A 14580-nucleotide genomic window follows, 5' to 3' on the forward strand; every position below is an offset into this window, starting at 1 on the left:
CACGTCCCCGGCCGAAGGGGCTAAACCGCCCCTCAAGACAGGCAGGAGGCAAGACCGATGCCCAAACCCGTGGTGCTGTGTATTCTCGATGGCTGGGGCCTGAGCGAAGAGCACGTGGCCAATGCGCCCTTTCTGGCCGAGACCCCGAATTTCGACCGGCTGATGTCGAACTGTCCGCATGCGACGCTGGTCACCCATGGCACCGATGTGGGCCTGCCCGCCGGGCAGATGGGCAATTCCGAGGTGGGACATCTCAATATCGGCGCGGGCCGGGTGGTGGAGATGGATCTGCGCCGGATCGACCGGGCCATCGAGACCGGCACCTTCGCCGAGTTGCCGGGACTGGTGCGGTTCATCGAGAAGATGAAGGCCTCGGGCGGGACAGCGCATCTTTTGGGGATTCTGTCGGACGGCGGCGTGCATAGCCATATCGGTCACATGATCGCCACCGCGAAGGCGCTGACCGATGCGGGCATTCCGGTGGCGATCCATGCCTTCACCGACGGGCGCGACGTGGCGCCGGTGTCGGCGCGGATCTATCTTGAGGCGCTGGGCGCGGCCCTGCCCGCCGGCGCGCGGATCGCGACGGTGTCGGGGCGCTATTACGCGATGGACCGCGACAACCGGTGGGACCGGGTGCAGCTGGCCTATGAGGCCCTGGCGCAGGGCAAGGGCTATACCGCGCGCACCGCCCCCGAGGCGATCGACAATGCCTATGCCAAAGGCCGCACGGATGAATTCATCAAGCCGCGCGTGCTGGGCGATTACAAAGGGATGCAGGACGGCGACGGGGTCCTGTGCCTTAATTTCCGCGCCGACCGCGCGCGCGAGATCCTCGCCAGCTTCGCCGATCCGGAGTTTTCGCATTTCCCCACCGGCGACCGGCCCCGCTTTGCGGTCGTGAGCGGTTTCACCGAATATTCCGAGCGTCATTCGAACTACATGGACTGCATCTTTCCCGACGAGCAGCCCGAGAACACGCTGTCGGCCTGGGTCGCCGCAAAGGGCCTGCGGCAGTTCCATGTCGCCGAGACCGAGAAATACCCGCATGTCACGTTCTTTCTTGCCGGCGGGCGCGAGGCCCCAGAAGAGCGTGAGGAGCGGTACATGGCGCAATCGCCCGACGTGCCGACCTATGACCTGCAGCCCGAGATGTCGGCCGAAGAGGTCACCGACAAGCTGATCTGGGCGATCGAGCACTGGTTCGACCTGATCGTCGTGAACTACGCCAATCCGGACATGGTCGGCCATACTGGCGACCTGCAAGCGGCCATCGCCGCCTGCGAGGCGGTGGACAAGGGGCTGGGCCGCGTGATCGCCAAGGTCCGCGAGATGGGCGGCGCGCTGGTGGTGACGGCGGATCACGGCAATTGCGAGACGATGATCGATCCGGTGTCGGGCGGGCCGCACACGGCGCACACGACGAACCCGGTGCCGGTGATCGTGATGGGCGCGCCTGAGGGCACTGCGCTGCGTTCTGGCCGGCTGGCCGATCTGGCGCCCACCGTGCTGGAGCTCATGGGGCTCGACCAGCCGCCCGAGATGACCGGACAGAGTTTGCTGGCATGAGGGCGCTTTGTCTTGCGCTGGGGCTGGGCCTTGCGACACCGGGTCTTGCCGCCGAGGACCCGGCCTCCGCCGCGCAGGCCGCCGCCGCGCGGCTGTCCGAGGCCAGCGCGCAGCTTGACCGGGCCGAGGGCGCGCGCAACCGGGTGCGCGCGCTGACCGAGACGATCCTTGCCTTCGAGGACGGGCTAGAGGCGATGCGCGACGGGCTGCGTCGCGCCGCGATCCGGCAGGAAACGCTGGCCGGCGAACTGGCCGCGCGCGAGACCGAGATCGCCCGCCTTCTGGGCGCCCTGCAGACCATCGGTCAGAGCGAGGGGCCGACGCTTCTGCTGCATCCGGCGGGGCCGTTGGGCACGGCGCGCTCGGGCATGATTCTGGCAGACGTGACGCCCGCGCTGGAGACGCGCGCGGCGGCGCTGCGCGAGACGCTGGACGAGGTGAAGGTGCTGCGCGCGTTGCAGGAAAGCGCGGCGGACACGCTGCGCGAAGGCCTGCGGGGCGCGCAGGCCGCACGCAGCGCGCTGAGCCAGGCCATCGCCGACCGTACCGATCTGCCGCGCCGCTTCACCGAGGACCCGGTGAAGACCGCGCTGCTTCTGGCGTCGACAGAGACGCTGGAAGGCTTTGCCAGCGGGCTGAGCCAGATCGCGGTGGACGAGGCGCCGGGGTCCTTGCCGGGGATCCGCGCGCGCAAGGGCACGCTGCCGCTGCCGGTCGAGGGGCGGATCCTGCGGCGCGCCGGCGAAGCGGATGCCGCGGGCATCGCGCGGCCCGGCCTGGTGATGGCCACGCGGGCGCGCGCGCTGGTGACCACGCCCGCCGCCGCGACGGTGCGCTACCGTGGTCCCTTGCTCGATTACGGTAATGTGATCATTCTCGAACCCGAGGCGGGAATTCTGCTGGTCTTGGCGGGGCTCGATGTGGTCTATGGAACTACCGGTCAGGTCCTGCCTGGCGGCAGCCCTGTCGGCCTGATGGGCGGCACGGCACCGGGCGCCGACGGGCTCTTGACCGGGAATTCGCCAAGCCCGGGTGCAGAGCGCAGCGAGACACTCTATATAGAAGTCCGAGAGACCAATACGCCCGTCGATCCCGAGACGTGGTTCCAGACAGACGAAGGATGACGATCATATGAAGAAATTTCTGATGGCCGCCGCCGTGGGCACGCTGACAGGCGCGATCGTGACCACCCAGGTCGCCGCGCCCCTTTTGGCGCAGGAACAGGCGCGGACCACCAATGTCTATGAGCAGCTCGATCTTTTCGGTGACATTTTCGAGCGGATCCGGTCGCAATATGTCGAAGAGGTGGACGAATCCGAGCTGATCGAGGCCGCGATCAACGGCATGCTGACCTCGCTCGATCCGCATTCGAGTTACCTGTCGCCCGAGGATGCCGCCGATATGCGCGTGCAGACGCGCGGCGAGTTCGGGGGTCTGGGCATCGAGGTCACGCAGGAAGAGGGCTTCGTCAAGGTGGTGTCGCCCATCGATGGCACCCCTGCCGACACCGCCGGCATCGAGGCGGGCGATTTCATCACCCATGTGGATGGCGAAAGCGTTCTGGGCCTGACGCTCAACGACGCGGTGGAAATGATGCGCGGGCCGGTGGGTTCGGAAATCGTGATCACCGTGGTGCGCGAGGGCGAGCCCGAGCCGTTCGACGTCTCGATCATCCGCGACACGATCAAGCTGACGGCGGTGCGCGCGCGCACCGAGCAGGAAACCGTGGTGCTGCGGGTGACGACCTTCAACGACCAGACCTTCAAGAATCTCGAGGCCGGCTTGGCCGAAGAGGTCGAGGCCGCGGGCGGTATGGACGCGGTGCGGGGCATCGTGCTCGACCTGCGCAACAATCCAGGTGGCCTCCTGACGCAGGCGATCAAGGTGTCGGATGCGTTCCTTGAAAAGGGCGAGATCGTCAGCACTCGGGGCCGGGAGCCCGAAGATGGCGAACGCTTCAACGCCACGCCGGGCGACATGGCCAATGGCAAGCCCATCGTGGTGCTGATCAACGGCGGGTCGGCGTCGGCGTCGGAAATCGTGGCGGGCGCGCTGCAGGATCACCGCCGTGCCATCGTGGTGGGCACCAAGAGCTTCGGCAAGGGGTCGGTGCAGACGGTCATGCCGTTGCGCGGGGATGGCGCGATGCGTCTGACGACGGCGCGCTACTACACGCCGTCGGGCCGCTCGATCCAGGCGCTGGGCGTGAGCCCTGACATCGTGGTCGAACAGCCCCGCCGCGCACAGGAGGAAGAGGACGAGACGGATGTCTCGGCGCGCCCGACCCGGTCCGAGGCCGACCTGCGTGGACGTCTCGATAATGACAGCCTCTCCGAGGACGAGATCCGCCAGATCGAGGAAGAACAGGCCGAGGCGGAAGAGGCCGCCAAGCTGCGCGAGGATGACTACCAGCTGGCCTATGCCATCGACATCCTCAAGGGCCTGACGGCGCTGCAGCCCGGCGAGCAGTAAGCAAGCTCACAGCAAAATCTGAAAGGCCGCCCCCTGACCCGGGCGGCCTTTTTCATCTGGCGAAAAATACCTCAGGGGGCATGGGGGACAGCGTCCCCCACCTGACTGATATGCGCGGCGCAGCCGCTCTGCCGGATCAGAGATCCTTCACCAGCCTGAGCGCGTCGAAAATCGCCGCGTGGGTGTTGCGCGACGACACCGCGTCGCCGATCCGAAAAAGCTGAAAGCCGTCGGGGCCGCCGCGCGTGGTTTGCGGGCGGCCCGCGATCAGATCGTCGTAATCCATCGCGCCGAGGTTCGAGGAGGCGGGCTTCAGCTCGAAATAGAGATCGTCGAGCGGCAGGGTGCCGTGATTGACCACGACCTGGTCGACGAGCCGCGCGCGCCGCTCGTCGCGGGCGTAATCCGAGCCGAGCACCGCGCGCAGACGGTTGCCCTCGCGGTGCACCTCGGTCACGCGCCAGGTCACGGTGAAGCGTACGTCGCGCGCCTGCAGCTTGCGCATGAAGGGCACCAGCGTGATGCCCGAGACATCCGTGCTCGCCCCGGAATAGGGCGTCACGATCTCGACCTCGGCGCCCGCGTCGGTCAGCTTCTCGGCGGCCTGCAGCGCGGCGTAATCGCCGGTCTCGTCGTGGATCAGCACCTGCTCGCCCGGTTTCACGTCGCCCGACAGGATGTCCCAGGGCGTGACCGCAAGGTCGTTGCCGGCCTCCAGCGTTTCGGTGTTGGGCAGCCCGCCGGTGGCGATGATCACCACGTCGGGGTCCGTGCCGGTCACGTCCGAGGCGTCGGCGAATGTGTTGAAGTGAAAGGTGACGCCCATCGCCTGGCATTGCGCCATGCGCCAGTCGATGATGCCGATCATGTCGGTGCGCAGCGTCGTCTGAGCCGAAAGCCGCACCTGTCCGCCGGGCTGATCGGCCGCCTCGAAGACCGTCACATTATGACCGCGCTCGGCGGCCACGCGTGCGGCTTCGAGACCTGCGGGGCCAGCACCCACCACAGTCACCCGGCGGGGCGTGTCGGCGCGGGCGATCTTGTGGGGCATGGTCTCTTCACGGCCCGTCGCCGGGTTGTGGATGCAAAGCGCGGCCTTGCCGTAATAAATTCGCCCCAGACAGTAGGTCGCGCCCACGCAGGGGCGGATCTCGTCCTCGCGCCCCTCGCTGAGCTTCTCGACGATATGGGGATCGGCGATATGGGCGCGGGTCATGCCCACCATGTCGAGTTGCCCCGTGGCCACGGCATGGCGCGCGGTGGCCACATCGGCGATCTTGGAGGCATGGAAGGTGGGCAGGCCCACCTCGGTGCGCACGCGGCCCGCGAAATCGAGATGCGGCGCCGAGCGCATGCCCTGCACCGGGATCACGTCGGCCAGCGCCGCATCGGTGTGGATGCGCCCGCGAATGACGTTGATGAAATCGATGAGGTCCGCGTCCTTGAGGTGCCGCGCGAAGGCCACGCCTTCTTCCAGCGTTGTGCCGCCTGGCTCGTCCTCGTCGGCCACGAACCGCATCCCGATGATGAACTTTGGACCTGCGCGTTTGCGGCAGGCCGCCAGCACCTCGGTGGCAAAGCGCATGCGGTTGGAAAAGTCGCCGCCCCAAGGCGCGGGCTGCGTGTTGGTCAGCGGGCTGAGGAACTGGTCGAGCAGGTGGCCGTAGCATTCGATCTCGACGCCGTCGAGACCGGCGGCCTGCATGCGCTCGGTGGCGTCGGCGAAATCCGTGATGATCCGCTCGATATCCCAGTCCTCGGCGACCTTGGGAAAGGCCCGGTGCGCGGTTTCGCGGAAAGGCCCGGGCGCCACGGAGGGCAGCCAGTCGCCGCCGTCCCAGACCGACCGGCGCCCGAGATGCGTGAGCTGGATCATCACCGCGCAACCATGTTCGTGACAGTCATCCGCGAGCTTGCGCATCCACGGCACGACCTCGTCGGTATAGGCCAGGATATTGCCGAAGACCGGCGGGCTGTCGCGCGACACCACCGCCGAGCCGGCGGTCATGGTCATGGCAAGCCCGCCCTTGGCGCGTTCAAGGTGATAGAGGCGATAGCGGTCCTTTGGCATGCCGTCCTCGGTATAGGACGGCTCATGGCTCGACATCATCAGGCGGTTCTTCAGCGTCAGGTGCTTGAGCTGGAATGGCTGCAGCAGCGGATCTTTGGACATGGGCCTACCCCTTGGCGCTGGCGGCCCAGTCCCAGTACATGTCGCGGATGCGGCGGGTCATGGGGCCGATCTGATAGTTGGTGTCGTCAAAGGCGGTGACGGGGATCACCTTCATCATGTTGCCGGACAGGAAAACCTCGTCGGCATCGTGAAAATCATCGTAGGACATCACGCATTCATGCACCGTCACGCCGTCGGCGCGCAGGTTGGTGATGTGGCGCGCGCGGGTGATGCCGGCCAGAAACGTGCCGTTGGGCATGGGCGTGAAAACCTCGCCGTCGCGCACGGCAAAGATATTGGCGGTCGCGGCCTCGGCCACATTGCCGAGCGCGTCGGCGACGATGGCGTTGGTGAAGCCCTTGGCGCGCGCCTCGGCCAGCATGCGGGCGTTGTTGGGATAAAGGCACGCGGCCTTGGCGTTGACCACCGCATCCTCGAGCACCGGACGGCGAAAGCGTGTGCGGGTGATCGTCGCGGAATGCTCAGGCGGGGCCATGGGCATTTCCTCGAGGCAGATGGCGAAGCCGGTCTCACCGTTCTCTTTCGGCACGATCGCGGACATGCCGCCTTCGATCGCCCAGTACATGGGCCGGATATAGACGGCGGCGTCGGGCCCGTAGGGTTCCAGACCCTCGCGGATGATCTCGACCATATCCTCGGCGGGAACGGTGGGCGTGACCATAAGCGCGCGCGCCGAGGCGTTGAGCCGTTCACAGTGCCGGTCGAGATCCGGGGTGAGGCCGTAGGCGAGGCGCGCCCCGTCAAACACGTTGGAGCCGAGCCACATGCCGTGATCCGCGGCGCGCATCACGGGCGTATCGCCTTCGTGCCAGGACCCGTTGTGATAGGTGCGGATATTGGTGCCGGTGGCCATCTCTGGTCCTTCGCCTTGATCCAGTGCGGCGAGCCTAGGGCGACGGGCTTGGGGCGTCCAGAGGCGATAGACGCCCGGCCGCGCGCGAAGGTGTTCCAATCCGGACACCGTGTGTTTATTATAAAGGTACAATCATAAGGGTCCGGAGCTGGTTTGAACCTTGGACAGAAGCACATCTTTAAAACCCGGTGACATCAGCGACGAAGACGCCGCCGCCATTTTCAGCGATTCCGGGGTCTCTATGGTGCTGACCAATCCGCGCCTTGAGGACAATCCGATTGTTTACGTCAATCGTGCGTTCGAAAAGCTGACGGGGTATTCCTCGGAGGTGGCGCTGGGTCAGAATTGCCGCTTTTTGCAGGGTGAGAACCGCGATCAAGCGCCCCTCAAACCGCTGCGGGAGGCCATTGAGAAGCAGGAGGAAATCGCCGTTGTTCTGGAGAATTACCGGGCAAATGGCGATGCGTTTCTCAACGCGCTTTTGATTTCGCCGGTTTTCGACGAACAGAGCGGCGAAATTGCCTATTTCATTGGGCTGCAAAGCGAGATCGAGAAGGATCATCAGACCGAAAAGCTTGAGCAGTTCGAAAAAGTGGTGGCCGAGCTTCAGCACCGGGTAAAAAACCACCTGTCGATGATCATCGGGCTTATCCGTATCAAGGCGCGCGAAAGCGGCGACACAGACAGCATGCGCGATCTGTCGCGGCGAATCGAAAGCCTTCAATTGCTTTACGAGGAAATGGCCTCCGCCCGGGCGGAAACCAACGAGGATAAAATCCAGCTGGGGTCCTATCTGGGCCGTGTTGCCAATGCGATCGCGCATCTGGACGGACGGCCCGGGGTGCGCATGAATGTGAGCGTCGAGCCACTTATGGTGCGGACGGAAACGGCAGTGCGCATCGGGCTGATCGTGTCGGAGGTTCTGACGAATGCGATGCAGCACGCCTTCAAGGATCAGAATTCCGGCCTTGTCGAATTGCGCGTGACGCGGACCGATGGCGGAGGCATGCGCGCGATCATCACCGACGATGGCATGGGGCTGCCCGAGGGTGTCGACTGGCCCGATGAGAGCGGCCTGGGCGGACGCATCGTATCGGGCCTGTGCGAGGGTTTGGGGGCCACGCTGCACGTCGCGCGGGGTGCGGTGGGCACCATCGTTTCGCTGGACGTGCCAGACGCGGGCTGACGCAATCTGTTACGGCGCCTCGGCCAGAAGCGCGTGCAGGTCGAGCGGTTTGTTGACCATTGCCAGATCACCGTTGGCATCGCGGGGCCATTCGGTCGACGGGCGGTCGCGGTAAAGCTCGACCCCGTTGCCGTCTGGATCGGTCAGGTAGATCGCCTCTGACACGCCATGATCGGCGGCGCCGTCGATCTCGATCCCGGCCTCGACCACGCGGCGCAGCGCATCGGCGAGCTGCGTGCGGTCGGGATAGAGGAATGCGGTGTGATAGAGGCCGGTATGGCCCGGTGGAGGTGGTGTGCCGCCCTGCGACTCCCACGTGTTCAGGCCGATATGGTGGTGGTAGCCCCCCGCCGACAGGAACGCCGCGCGGCTACCGTATTTCTGCTGTAGCTCGAAGCCGAGCACATCCTGATAAAAAGCGATCGCGCGATCGAGATCGGCGACCTTCAGATGAACGTGGCCGATGGTGACGGCGGGATGAACGGGATGGGTCATGGCATATCGTCCGGAGTTTCTGCGTGTCCCGAACATATGAGACGCAAAAAGAAAAGCGCAACTCGATGAGAATTGCGCCCTTCTGTGCGATTTTGCACGATACCGCGTTAGCGGGTTTACTTGATCAGGAAGTCGTCCAGCGACTTGCCGGCGGCAAGGCCGTCCTTGATCCATTTGGGCTGACGTCCGCGGCCGGTCCAGGTGACGGTCGGATCGTCGGGATGCTGATATTTCGGGGCGGCCTTGCTGCGGGGACCAGAGGATTTGCGCCCGCCGGATTTGAGCGACAGAAGCTCTGCCAGCGTAAAGCCGAGTTTCTTGGCCTCCGATTCCAGCTTGTCCAATGCTTCCTTGCGTTCGCGTTTCTCCGCGCGGTCGATGGCCTTCGCGACATCTTTCTCAAGGGTCTTCAATTCCGAAAGACTCAGCGCATCGAGATTCATTTTCTTCGCCATGGTCTGTCCTTTTGAGCCGGTTACCGAATTTTCGTTCCGGTCGTTTTTTCGTTACGACTTTGTTTAACTGAATACCCCACTAGCAGGACCACTTAGACGATTAATTGACGAAGATTGATATCCCTTTTTGTGTCACGCGGATAAAAAATACGGAAATCTGGGTAAACCGGCTACAAAATACACCGTATCGGCAATTCGGAAAAAGAAATTCGCATTCTGCGTGTGCTTGGATTTACCTCAATATGGATCTTTTGCCGCCCGATCTGATGACAGGCTTTTCTGAGTTGCGTGCACGAGTTCCTCTATGGCATCGGCCAGATGAATTTCGGCGATATTGTAATCGCCGCGTTCCACGCGAAGGCGGTGCGCGGTTATCATGACATCGGCATGGCTGCATCCCATTGGCGGCTCGAACCGGTAGCAGGCCAATTCAATCAGTAAACCGAGCGGATCGGTGAAATAAATCGAATCCATGAATCCGCGGTCTTTTGGCCCCGAATGAGAAATGCCGCGTTCATCGAGACGTGCAACGGCCTGTGAAAAAGTCGCCTTGCTGACATTGATGGCAAGATGATGCACGCAGCCGGGATCCGTGGGCGTGCGGTCATGGACCGGCTTTCGCTTTTCATTGGTGAATATTGTGATCAGCCGTCCGTCGCCGGGATCGAAATAAAGATGCCCTTCATCCGGATCATCAAGATTGGGCTGATCGAAAATGAACGGCATGCCCAGAACGCCTTCCCAGAAATCAATGCTGGTCTGGCGGTCGGCCCCGGTGAGGGTGATGTGATGGATACCCTGAGCTTGAAGTTTGCGCATGAAAGACCTCTGTTGCGACGGCTGTGCCGTGTTAGGGTAAGGCGAAATCCGCATTTGCACAGGGGGAGAGACTCATGGCCGGACGAACGACGCAAGGGCGCGGCAAGCGGTACGACAGCGTGCTGGACACGATTGGCGATACGCCGGTCATTCGCGTGAACAACCTCGCGCCAGACGGGGTGGAGGTTTACGTCAAGGCCGAGGCGTTCAACCCGGCGGCGTCGGTCAAGGACCGGCTGGCGGTGTCGATCATCGAAACGGCGGAGGCGAACGGCACGCTCAAGCCCGGGCAGACGGTGGTCGAGGCGACATCCGGCAACACCGGGATCGGCCTTGCCATGGTGTGCGCGCAGAAAGGCTATCCGCTTGTGGTGACGATGGCCGATAGCTTTTCCATTGAGCGGCGGCGGCTGATGCGCATGCTGGGCGCGAAGGTGGTTCTGACGCCCAAGGCCGAGAAGGGCTTTGGCATGTACAAGAAAGCGGTGGAACTGGCCGAAAAGCATGGCTGGTTCCTGGCGCATCAGTTCGAGACCGAGGCCAACGCGGCCATTCACGAGGCCACCACCGGCCCTGAGATCGTGGCGGATTTCAAGGATCACAGGCTGGATTACGTGGTGACGGGCTATGGCACGGGCGGCACGGTGACGGGGATCGGCCGGGTTTTGCGGAAAGAGAGGCCCGACACCAAGATCATTCTGTCCGAGCCCGCGAACGCGCAGCTGATCGGCAGCGGCCATAGCCAAAAGCGCAACGACAAGGGTGAGCCTGATGAGAGCCACCCGGCGTTCGAGCCGCACCCGATCCAGGGCTGGACGCCGGATTTCATTCCTCTGGTGCTGCAGGAAGCCATCGACAAGGCGCTTTACGACGACCTGATTCCGGTCGCGGGGGCGGACGGTATCGCCTGGGCCAAGCGGCTGGCGGCGGAAGAGGGGATTTTCACGGGTGTTTCCGGTGGCTCGACCTTTGCGGTGTCGATGGAGCTGGCCAAGACCGCGCCGCAGGGCACGGTGATCCTGTGCATGCTGCCAGATACCGGCGAGAGATATCTGAGCACGCCGCTGTTCGAGGGGATCGAAGAGGGGATGAACGCCGAGGAACAGGAAATCTCGGCCTCGACCCCGGGCTATCAGGTGGAATAAGGCGCGTCTGCCCGGCGCGGCCGTTGATGCCGCGCCGGGCGGGTCTCAGGCGCCGACCATGCCGACGATGCGATAGGTTTCCTGCAGGATCGGCGTGGCGATAGCGCGGGCGCGCTGGGCGCCATCGGCGAGGATGCGGTCGATCTCGGCTGGGTCCTGCATCAGGCGGGACATCTCGGACGAGATCGGCGCGAGTTTTTCCACCGCGAGATCGGCCAGCATCGGCTTGAACTCGGAAAACGGCTTGCCGCCCATCTCGTCCATGACCTGCGCCACCGTCCGATCCGAGAGCGCGGCGTAGATGTTGACGAGGTTGCGGGCCTCGGGGCGCTCTTCAAGGCCATCGACGCTCTCGGGCAGCGGCTCGGGGTCGGTCTTGGCCTTGCGGATCTTCTTGGCAATGGTGTCGGCATCGTCGGTGAGGTTGATGCGGCTCATGTCCGAGGGATCGGATTTCGACATCTTCTTGGACCCGTCGCGCAGGCTCATGACACGGGTGGCCGCACCTTCGATCACCGGGGCGGTGACGGGGAAGAACTCGACGCCGTAGTCGTTGTTGAATTTGATCGCGATGTCGCGCGTCAGCTCGATATGCTGTTTCTGATCCTCGCCCACCGGCACATGCGTGGCGTGGTAGGTGAGGATGTCGGCGGCCATGAGGGCGGGATAGGCGAACAGGCCAAGCGAGGCGTTCTGCGCGTTCTTGCCGGCCTTGTCCTTGAACTGGGTCATGCGCTGCATCCAGCCCATGCGGGCCACGCAGTTGAAGATCCAGGCCATCTGGGTGTGCTCGGGCACCTGGGATTGGTTGAAGAGGATGGACTTTTTCGGATCGAGGCCGGAGGCGATGAAACCCGCGCACAGCTCGCGCGTGGCGTTGGCCAGTTTCGCGGGGTCCTGCCAGACGGTGATGGCGTGCAGATCGACCATGCAATAGATCGACTCGATGCCGTTCTCCTGCGCCTCGGCAAAGCGTTTCAGCGCACCGAGATAGTTGCCGAGCGTCAGGTTGCCCGAGGGCTGAATGCCCGAGAAAACGCGAGGTGTGTGGACCGCCTCACTCATGGCTCTCTCCGTCTGGATTTCCGTCGACGCCTCGCTTACTGGTGGGCCGCAGCGCCGTCAAGGAGAGCCGCATGAGCGACGATCAGGACTATATCCGCGAGCCGAGCCCGTTCAACGCGGTGCCGCCCCTGGTCGTGGTCGTGGCGCTGGCGATCTTCGTCATCGAATGCCTGTTCGCGCTGGGCGCACGGGGCATGGTGGGCGGCCCGCAGGCGGTGGGATGGCGGCTGGAGGCGATCCAGGATTTCGCCTTTTCCAACCGCGCGCAGGCCTGGATGATAGAGAACGGGGTGCTGCGGGTCGACTTCCTGTGGCGGTACCTGACCTATCCCTTTGTCCATGGCAGTTTCCTGCATGCCGGGTTCGCCGCCGCGATGGTGCTGGCGCTTGGCAAGTTCGTGGGCGAACGGATGGCCGGATGGGCGGTGATGGCGGTCTTTTTCGGCGCGTCGATGCTGGGCGTGGCGATCTACGGGCTGCTCTTTCCCGATGGGCCCGGCTATTACGGGGCCTATCCCGGGGTCTATGGCCTGATCGGTGGCTTTACCTATCTGGTGTGGCTGCGGCTGGGGCAGATGGGCGAGAACCAGATCCGGGCCTTCACGATGATCGGCTTTCTGCTGGCGATCCAGCTTGTCTTTGGCCTGATGTATGGCGGCGGCAGTGGCTGGGTGGCAGACGTGGCGGGCTTTGCGGCGGGCTTTGGCCTGTCCTTCGTTCTGGCGCCGGGCGGCTGGGCCAAGATCCGCGACCGGTTGCGCCAGCGCTGAGTCCTGGGGCGCGCCTCTCGCCACGCCGGAACGCGTTTCAGAACATGTCGGCGGGCAGAACCGGCAGATAGGCGGAAAACTTGCGCGTGGCCTTTTCCGGGTAGGGCATGAGAAAGCCCTTGCGCGCGTCATGCGCGCGGTCCGCATTGCGCTGTGCGGCGCGGTTCCATGTCTCGGCAAGGGTGATCTCGCCCTCGGGCGCCTCGGCCCCGAACCAGACCTGGGCAAGGCGCGTGCGCAGGTCGGTCACGGTCCCGGGGTCCGTGAACACAAGCGACGCCTCGGTATCCCAGTGCATCGACCGGCCGTTGAGATTGGCCGAGCCGACCATGCCCCAATGGTCGTCGATCAGCGAGACCTTGGAATGCACATAGACGATGGGATCGTGCGTCACGTGGTCGGTCGTTTCGCCCGGGACCGGCGCGCGCGGCTGCACCGGCGACACGAGCGCCAGGCGGGATCCGAACGCGCGGTCGAGATGCGCCAGGCAGCGCAGCTGCAGCGCCTGGGCGTGACGCACGTCGAAGCCGGACTGCCCCTCAAACGCGACGCGTTCGGGCGTCGCGGGCATGAGCAGAATGAGGTTCAGATCCGGATGATCGCGCCCGGCCTGCGCCAGCGCGCGGGCGAGCGGCAGATGCCGGAAGAACTGTGTCTCGAGATAGATCGACCGGCGTGCGGTCATCAGCGCCTCGGTCAGCGCCTCGAGGTGCTCGGTGACATGCCGGCGGGGCGCCAACGCGCCCGGCCAGTGGCGCGGCATCGATACCGTGCGCTTGAGCGCCGGGCCGCTGCCGGGTCGGTGGGGCAGCAGGCCGCCGGGCTCGTCCAGCTTCGTTCCCTCGCCCAGAACGGCGGGCGCGCCATAGCTGAGCGCGGTGTTCCAGGTGTCGATGAAATGCGCCCGCACCGCCTTGCAGACGGGGCCATGGGCGGCCAGGCTGACATCGTGCCAGGTGTCGTTGGCGGGCCGGTCGTGATCGGGGTCGTCCCAGCGACGCTCGTCGACATCGAGCCCGCCCAAGACGGTCTGCGCGCCATCGGCGACGGCGAATTTCTGATGGATCGTGACCGGCCGCAGGATCGGCAAATGACGCAGCAGCTGCGCCTGGACCGGTGTCAGCGCCTCGGCGGGGTCGGTGCGCAACCGGGCCAGGATCCGCCGGATGCGCCGCCGCATCGCAAGGTGCCAGAGCCTGCCGGCCAGTTGCCCGTGCGGGGCGCAGAGAATCTGTGCGTCGGGCGCGCCGGTCATCGCCTCGGTAAATCCGCGTGCGGCGCGCCATGCGCCACGGTGCAGGTCGCTGGTGAACAGGGGATCGAAATCCGAAATGATCAGGCGCAAGCGCACACCGCGCGACGCCACATCGGCCAGAAGATCGGCCCAGCTTTGCAGGCCGCGCGACCGCAGCGCCGCGCCGCGCAGGCGGGTGCGGGGGTCGAAAATGCGAAAGCAAAGGAACAGCTCTTCCTGCGCGCTGTCACACAGGGTTTCGAGTTCGGGAAAGATTTCCGCCGCGGTGATGAGCGGCCTGAGATCGGTCGATGCTGGCATGC

The 14580-nt window shown here is 64.7% G+C and carries 13 protein-coding genes; 6 read left to right on the plus strand and 7 right to left on the minus strand.

All coding sequences use genetic code 11. From position 1 onward, the window contains the following. The first annotated feature begins 57 nt into the window (after nt 1-57). The 3 genes from gpmI to EZV60_RS07680 are packed head-to-tail and all read left to right on the plus strand — an operon-like array spanning nt 58 to nt 4041. A complete protein-coding gene (gene gpmI / locus EZV60_RS07670) occupies nt 58-1569 on the plus strand; it encodes a 2,3-bisphosphoglycerate-independent phosphoglycerate mutase (RefSeq protein WP_135503987.1) in 1512 nt (503 codons plus the stop codon). Further along, nucleotides 1566-2693 carry a murein hydrolase activator EnvC family protein gene (locus EZV60_RS07675; RefSeq protein ID WP_135503989.1) on the plus strand — a complete coding sequence of 376 codons (1128 nt, stop codon included), beginning with the start codon at nt 1566-1568 and terminating at the stop codon, nt 2691-2693. Before gpmI ends, EZV60_RS07675 begins: the two co-directional genes overlap by 4 nt. Nucleotides 2694-2700: 7 nt before the next feature. After that, nucleotides 2701-4041 carry a S41 family peptidase gene (locus EZV60_RS07680; RefSeq protein WP_135503991.1) on the plus strand — a complete coding sequence of 447 codons (1341 nt, stop codon included), beginning with the start codon at nt 2701-2703 and terminating at the stop codon, nt 4039-4041. 136 nt (nt 4042-4177) lie between these two features. Here EZV60_RS07680 and EZV60_RS07685 read toward each other — a convergent pair whose 3' ends face one another. Continuing rightward, the gene (locus EZV60_RS07685; protein WP_135503993.1) at nt 4178-6214 is read right to left on the minus strand and encodes an NADH:flavin oxidoreductase; all 2037 of its coding nucleotides are present in this window, start codon (nt 6212-6214) and stop codon (nt 4178-4180) included. A gap of 4 nt (nt 6215-6218) precedes the next feature. Next, on the minus strand, nt 6219-7088 hold the full coding sequence (locus EZV60_RS07690) for a branched-chain amino acid aminotransferase (RefSeq protein ID WP_135503995.1): 870 nt from the start codon (nt 7086-7088) through the stop codon (nt 6219-6221). A 160-nt stretch (nt 7089-7248) separates the two neighbouring features. On the opposite strand from EZV60_RS07690, the gene EZV60_RS07695 reads away from it, so the two are divergent. Continuing rightward, nucleotides 7249-8274, plus strand: coding sequence for a PAS domain-containing protein (locus tag EZV60_RS07695; RefSeq protein WP_135503997.1), 1026 nt, complete (start codon nt 7249-7251; stop codon nt 8272-8274). 9 nt (nt 8275-8283) lie between these two features. Here EZV60_RS07695 and EZV60_RS07700 read toward each other — a convergent pair whose 3' ends face one another. The 3 genes from EZV60_RS07700 to EZV60_RS07710 form a co-directional block, all read right to left on the minus strand. Next, on the minus strand, nt 8284-8769 hold the full coding sequence (locus tag EZV60_RS07700) for a VOC family protein (RefSeq protein WP_135503999.1): 486 nt from the start codon (nt 8767-8769) through the stop codon (nt 8284-8286). Nucleotides 8770-8885: 116 nt separating this feature from the next. Continuing rightward, the gene (locus EZV60_RS07705; RefSeq protein ID WP_210115072.1) at nt 8886-9224 is read right to left on the minus strand and encodes an H-NS histone family protein; all 339 of its coding nucleotides are present in this window, start codon (nt 9222-9224) and stop codon (nt 8886-8888) included. A gap of 237 nt (nt 9225-9461) precedes the next feature. Then, nucleotides 9462-10043: a VOC family protein gene (locus tag EZV60_RS07710; protein ID WP_135504001.1), complete on the minus strand. Its 582-nt coding sequence runs from the start codon at nt 10041-10043 to the stop codon at nt 9462-9464. A gap of 74 nt (nt 10044-10117) precedes the next feature. Here EZV60_RS07710 and EZV60_RS07715 point away from each other — a divergent pair, with 74 nt between their 5' ends. After that, nucleotides 10118-11188 (plus strand): PLP-dependent cysteine synthase family protein, encoded by a 1071-nt coding sequence (locus tag EZV60_RS07715; protein ID WP_135504003.1) that lies wholly within the window; start codon nt 10118-10120, stop codon nt 11186-11188. Between the two features lie 45 nt (nt 11189-11233). Here the strand turns inward: EZV60_RS07715 and trpS are convergent, their stop codons facing one another. Then, complete coding sequence (gene trpS, locus EZV60_RS07720) at nt 11234-12253, minus strand: tryptophan--tRNA ligase (protein ID WP_135504005.1); 1020 nt, start codon at nt 12251-12253, stop codon at nt 11234-11236. A gap of 71 nt (nt 12254-12324) precedes the next feature. On the opposite strand from trpS, the gene EZV60_RS07725 reads away from it, so the two are divergent. Continuing rightward, nucleotides 12325-13023 (plus strand): rhomboid family intramembrane serine protease, encoded by a 699-nt coding sequence (locus tag EZV60_RS07725; protein WP_135504007.1) that lies wholly within the window; start codon nt 12325-12327, stop codon nt 13021-13023. Between the two features lie 37 nt (nt 13024-13060). Here EZV60_RS07725 and EZV60_RS07730 read toward each other — a convergent pair whose 3' ends face one another. Then, on the minus strand, nt 13061-14578 hold the full coding sequence (locus EZV60_RS07730; RefSeq protein WP_135504009.1) for a phospholipase D family protein: 1518 nt from the start codon (nt 14576-14578) through the stop codon (nt 13061-13063). Between the last annotated feature and the right edge of the window lie 2 nt (nt 14579-14580).

Origin of the sequence: Roseovarius aestuariivivens (assembly GCF_004761875.1) — a bacterium.
GTDB classification, from domain to species: Bacteria; Pseudomonadota; Alphaproteobacteria; order Rhodobacterales; family Rhodobacteraceae; genus Roseovarius; species Roseovarius aestuariivivens.

What these genes read in the sequence shown, in the direction of transcription:
- EZV60_RS07715 (WP_135504003.1), top strand. Translation starts at nt 10,118, where the DNA reads ATGGCCGGACGAACGACGCAAGGGCGCGGCAAGCGGTACGACAGCGTG.
- EZV60_RS07700 (WP_135503999.1), bottom strand. Translation starts at nt 8,769, where the DNA reads ATGACCCATCCCGTTCATCCCGCCGTCACCATCGGCCACGTTCATCTG.
- EZV60_RS07705 (WP_210115072.1), bottom strand. Translation starts at nt 9,224, where the DNA reads ATGGCGAAGAAAATGAATCTCGATGCGCTGAGTCTTTCGGAATTGAAG.
- EZV60_RS07680 (WP_135503991.1), top strand. Translation starts at nt 2,701, where the DNA reads ATGAAGAAATTTCTGATGGCCGCCGCCGTGGGCACGCTGACAGGCGCG.
- gpmI (WP_135503987.1), top strand. Translation starts at nt 58, where the DNA reads ATGCCCAAACCCGTGGTGCTGTGTATTCTCGATGGCTGGGGCCTGAGC.
- EZV60_RS07690 (WP_135503995.1), bottom strand. Translation starts at nt 7,088, where the DNA reads ATGGCCACCGGCACCAATATCCGCACCTATCACAACGGGTCCTGGCAC.
- EZV60_RS07710 (WP_135504001.1), bottom strand. Translation starts at nt 10,043, where the DNA reads ATGCGCAAACTTCAAGCTCAGGGTATCCATCACATCACCCTCACCGGG.
- trpS (WP_135504005.1), bottom strand. Translation starts at nt 12,253, where the DNA reads ATGAGTGAGGCGGTCCACACACCTCGCGTTTTCTCGGGCATTCAGCCC.
- EZV60_RS07685 (WP_135503993.1), bottom strand. Translation starts at nt 6,214, where the DNA reads ATGTCCAAAGATCCGCTGCTGCAGCCATTCCAGCTCAAGCACCTGACG.
- EZV60_RS07725 (WP_135504007.1), top strand. Translation starts at nt 12,325, where the DNA reads ATGAGCGACGATCAGGACTATATCCGCGAGCCGAGCCCGTTCAACGCG.
- EZV60_RS07675 (WP_135503989.1), top strand. Translation starts at nt 1,566, where the DNA reads ATGAGGGCGCTTTGTCTTGCGCTGGGGCTGGGCCTTGCGACACCGGGT.
- EZV60_RS07730 (WP_135504009.1), bottom strand. Translation starts at nt 14,578, where the DNA reads ATGCCAGCATCGACCGATCTCAGGCCGCTCATCACCGCGGCGGAAATC.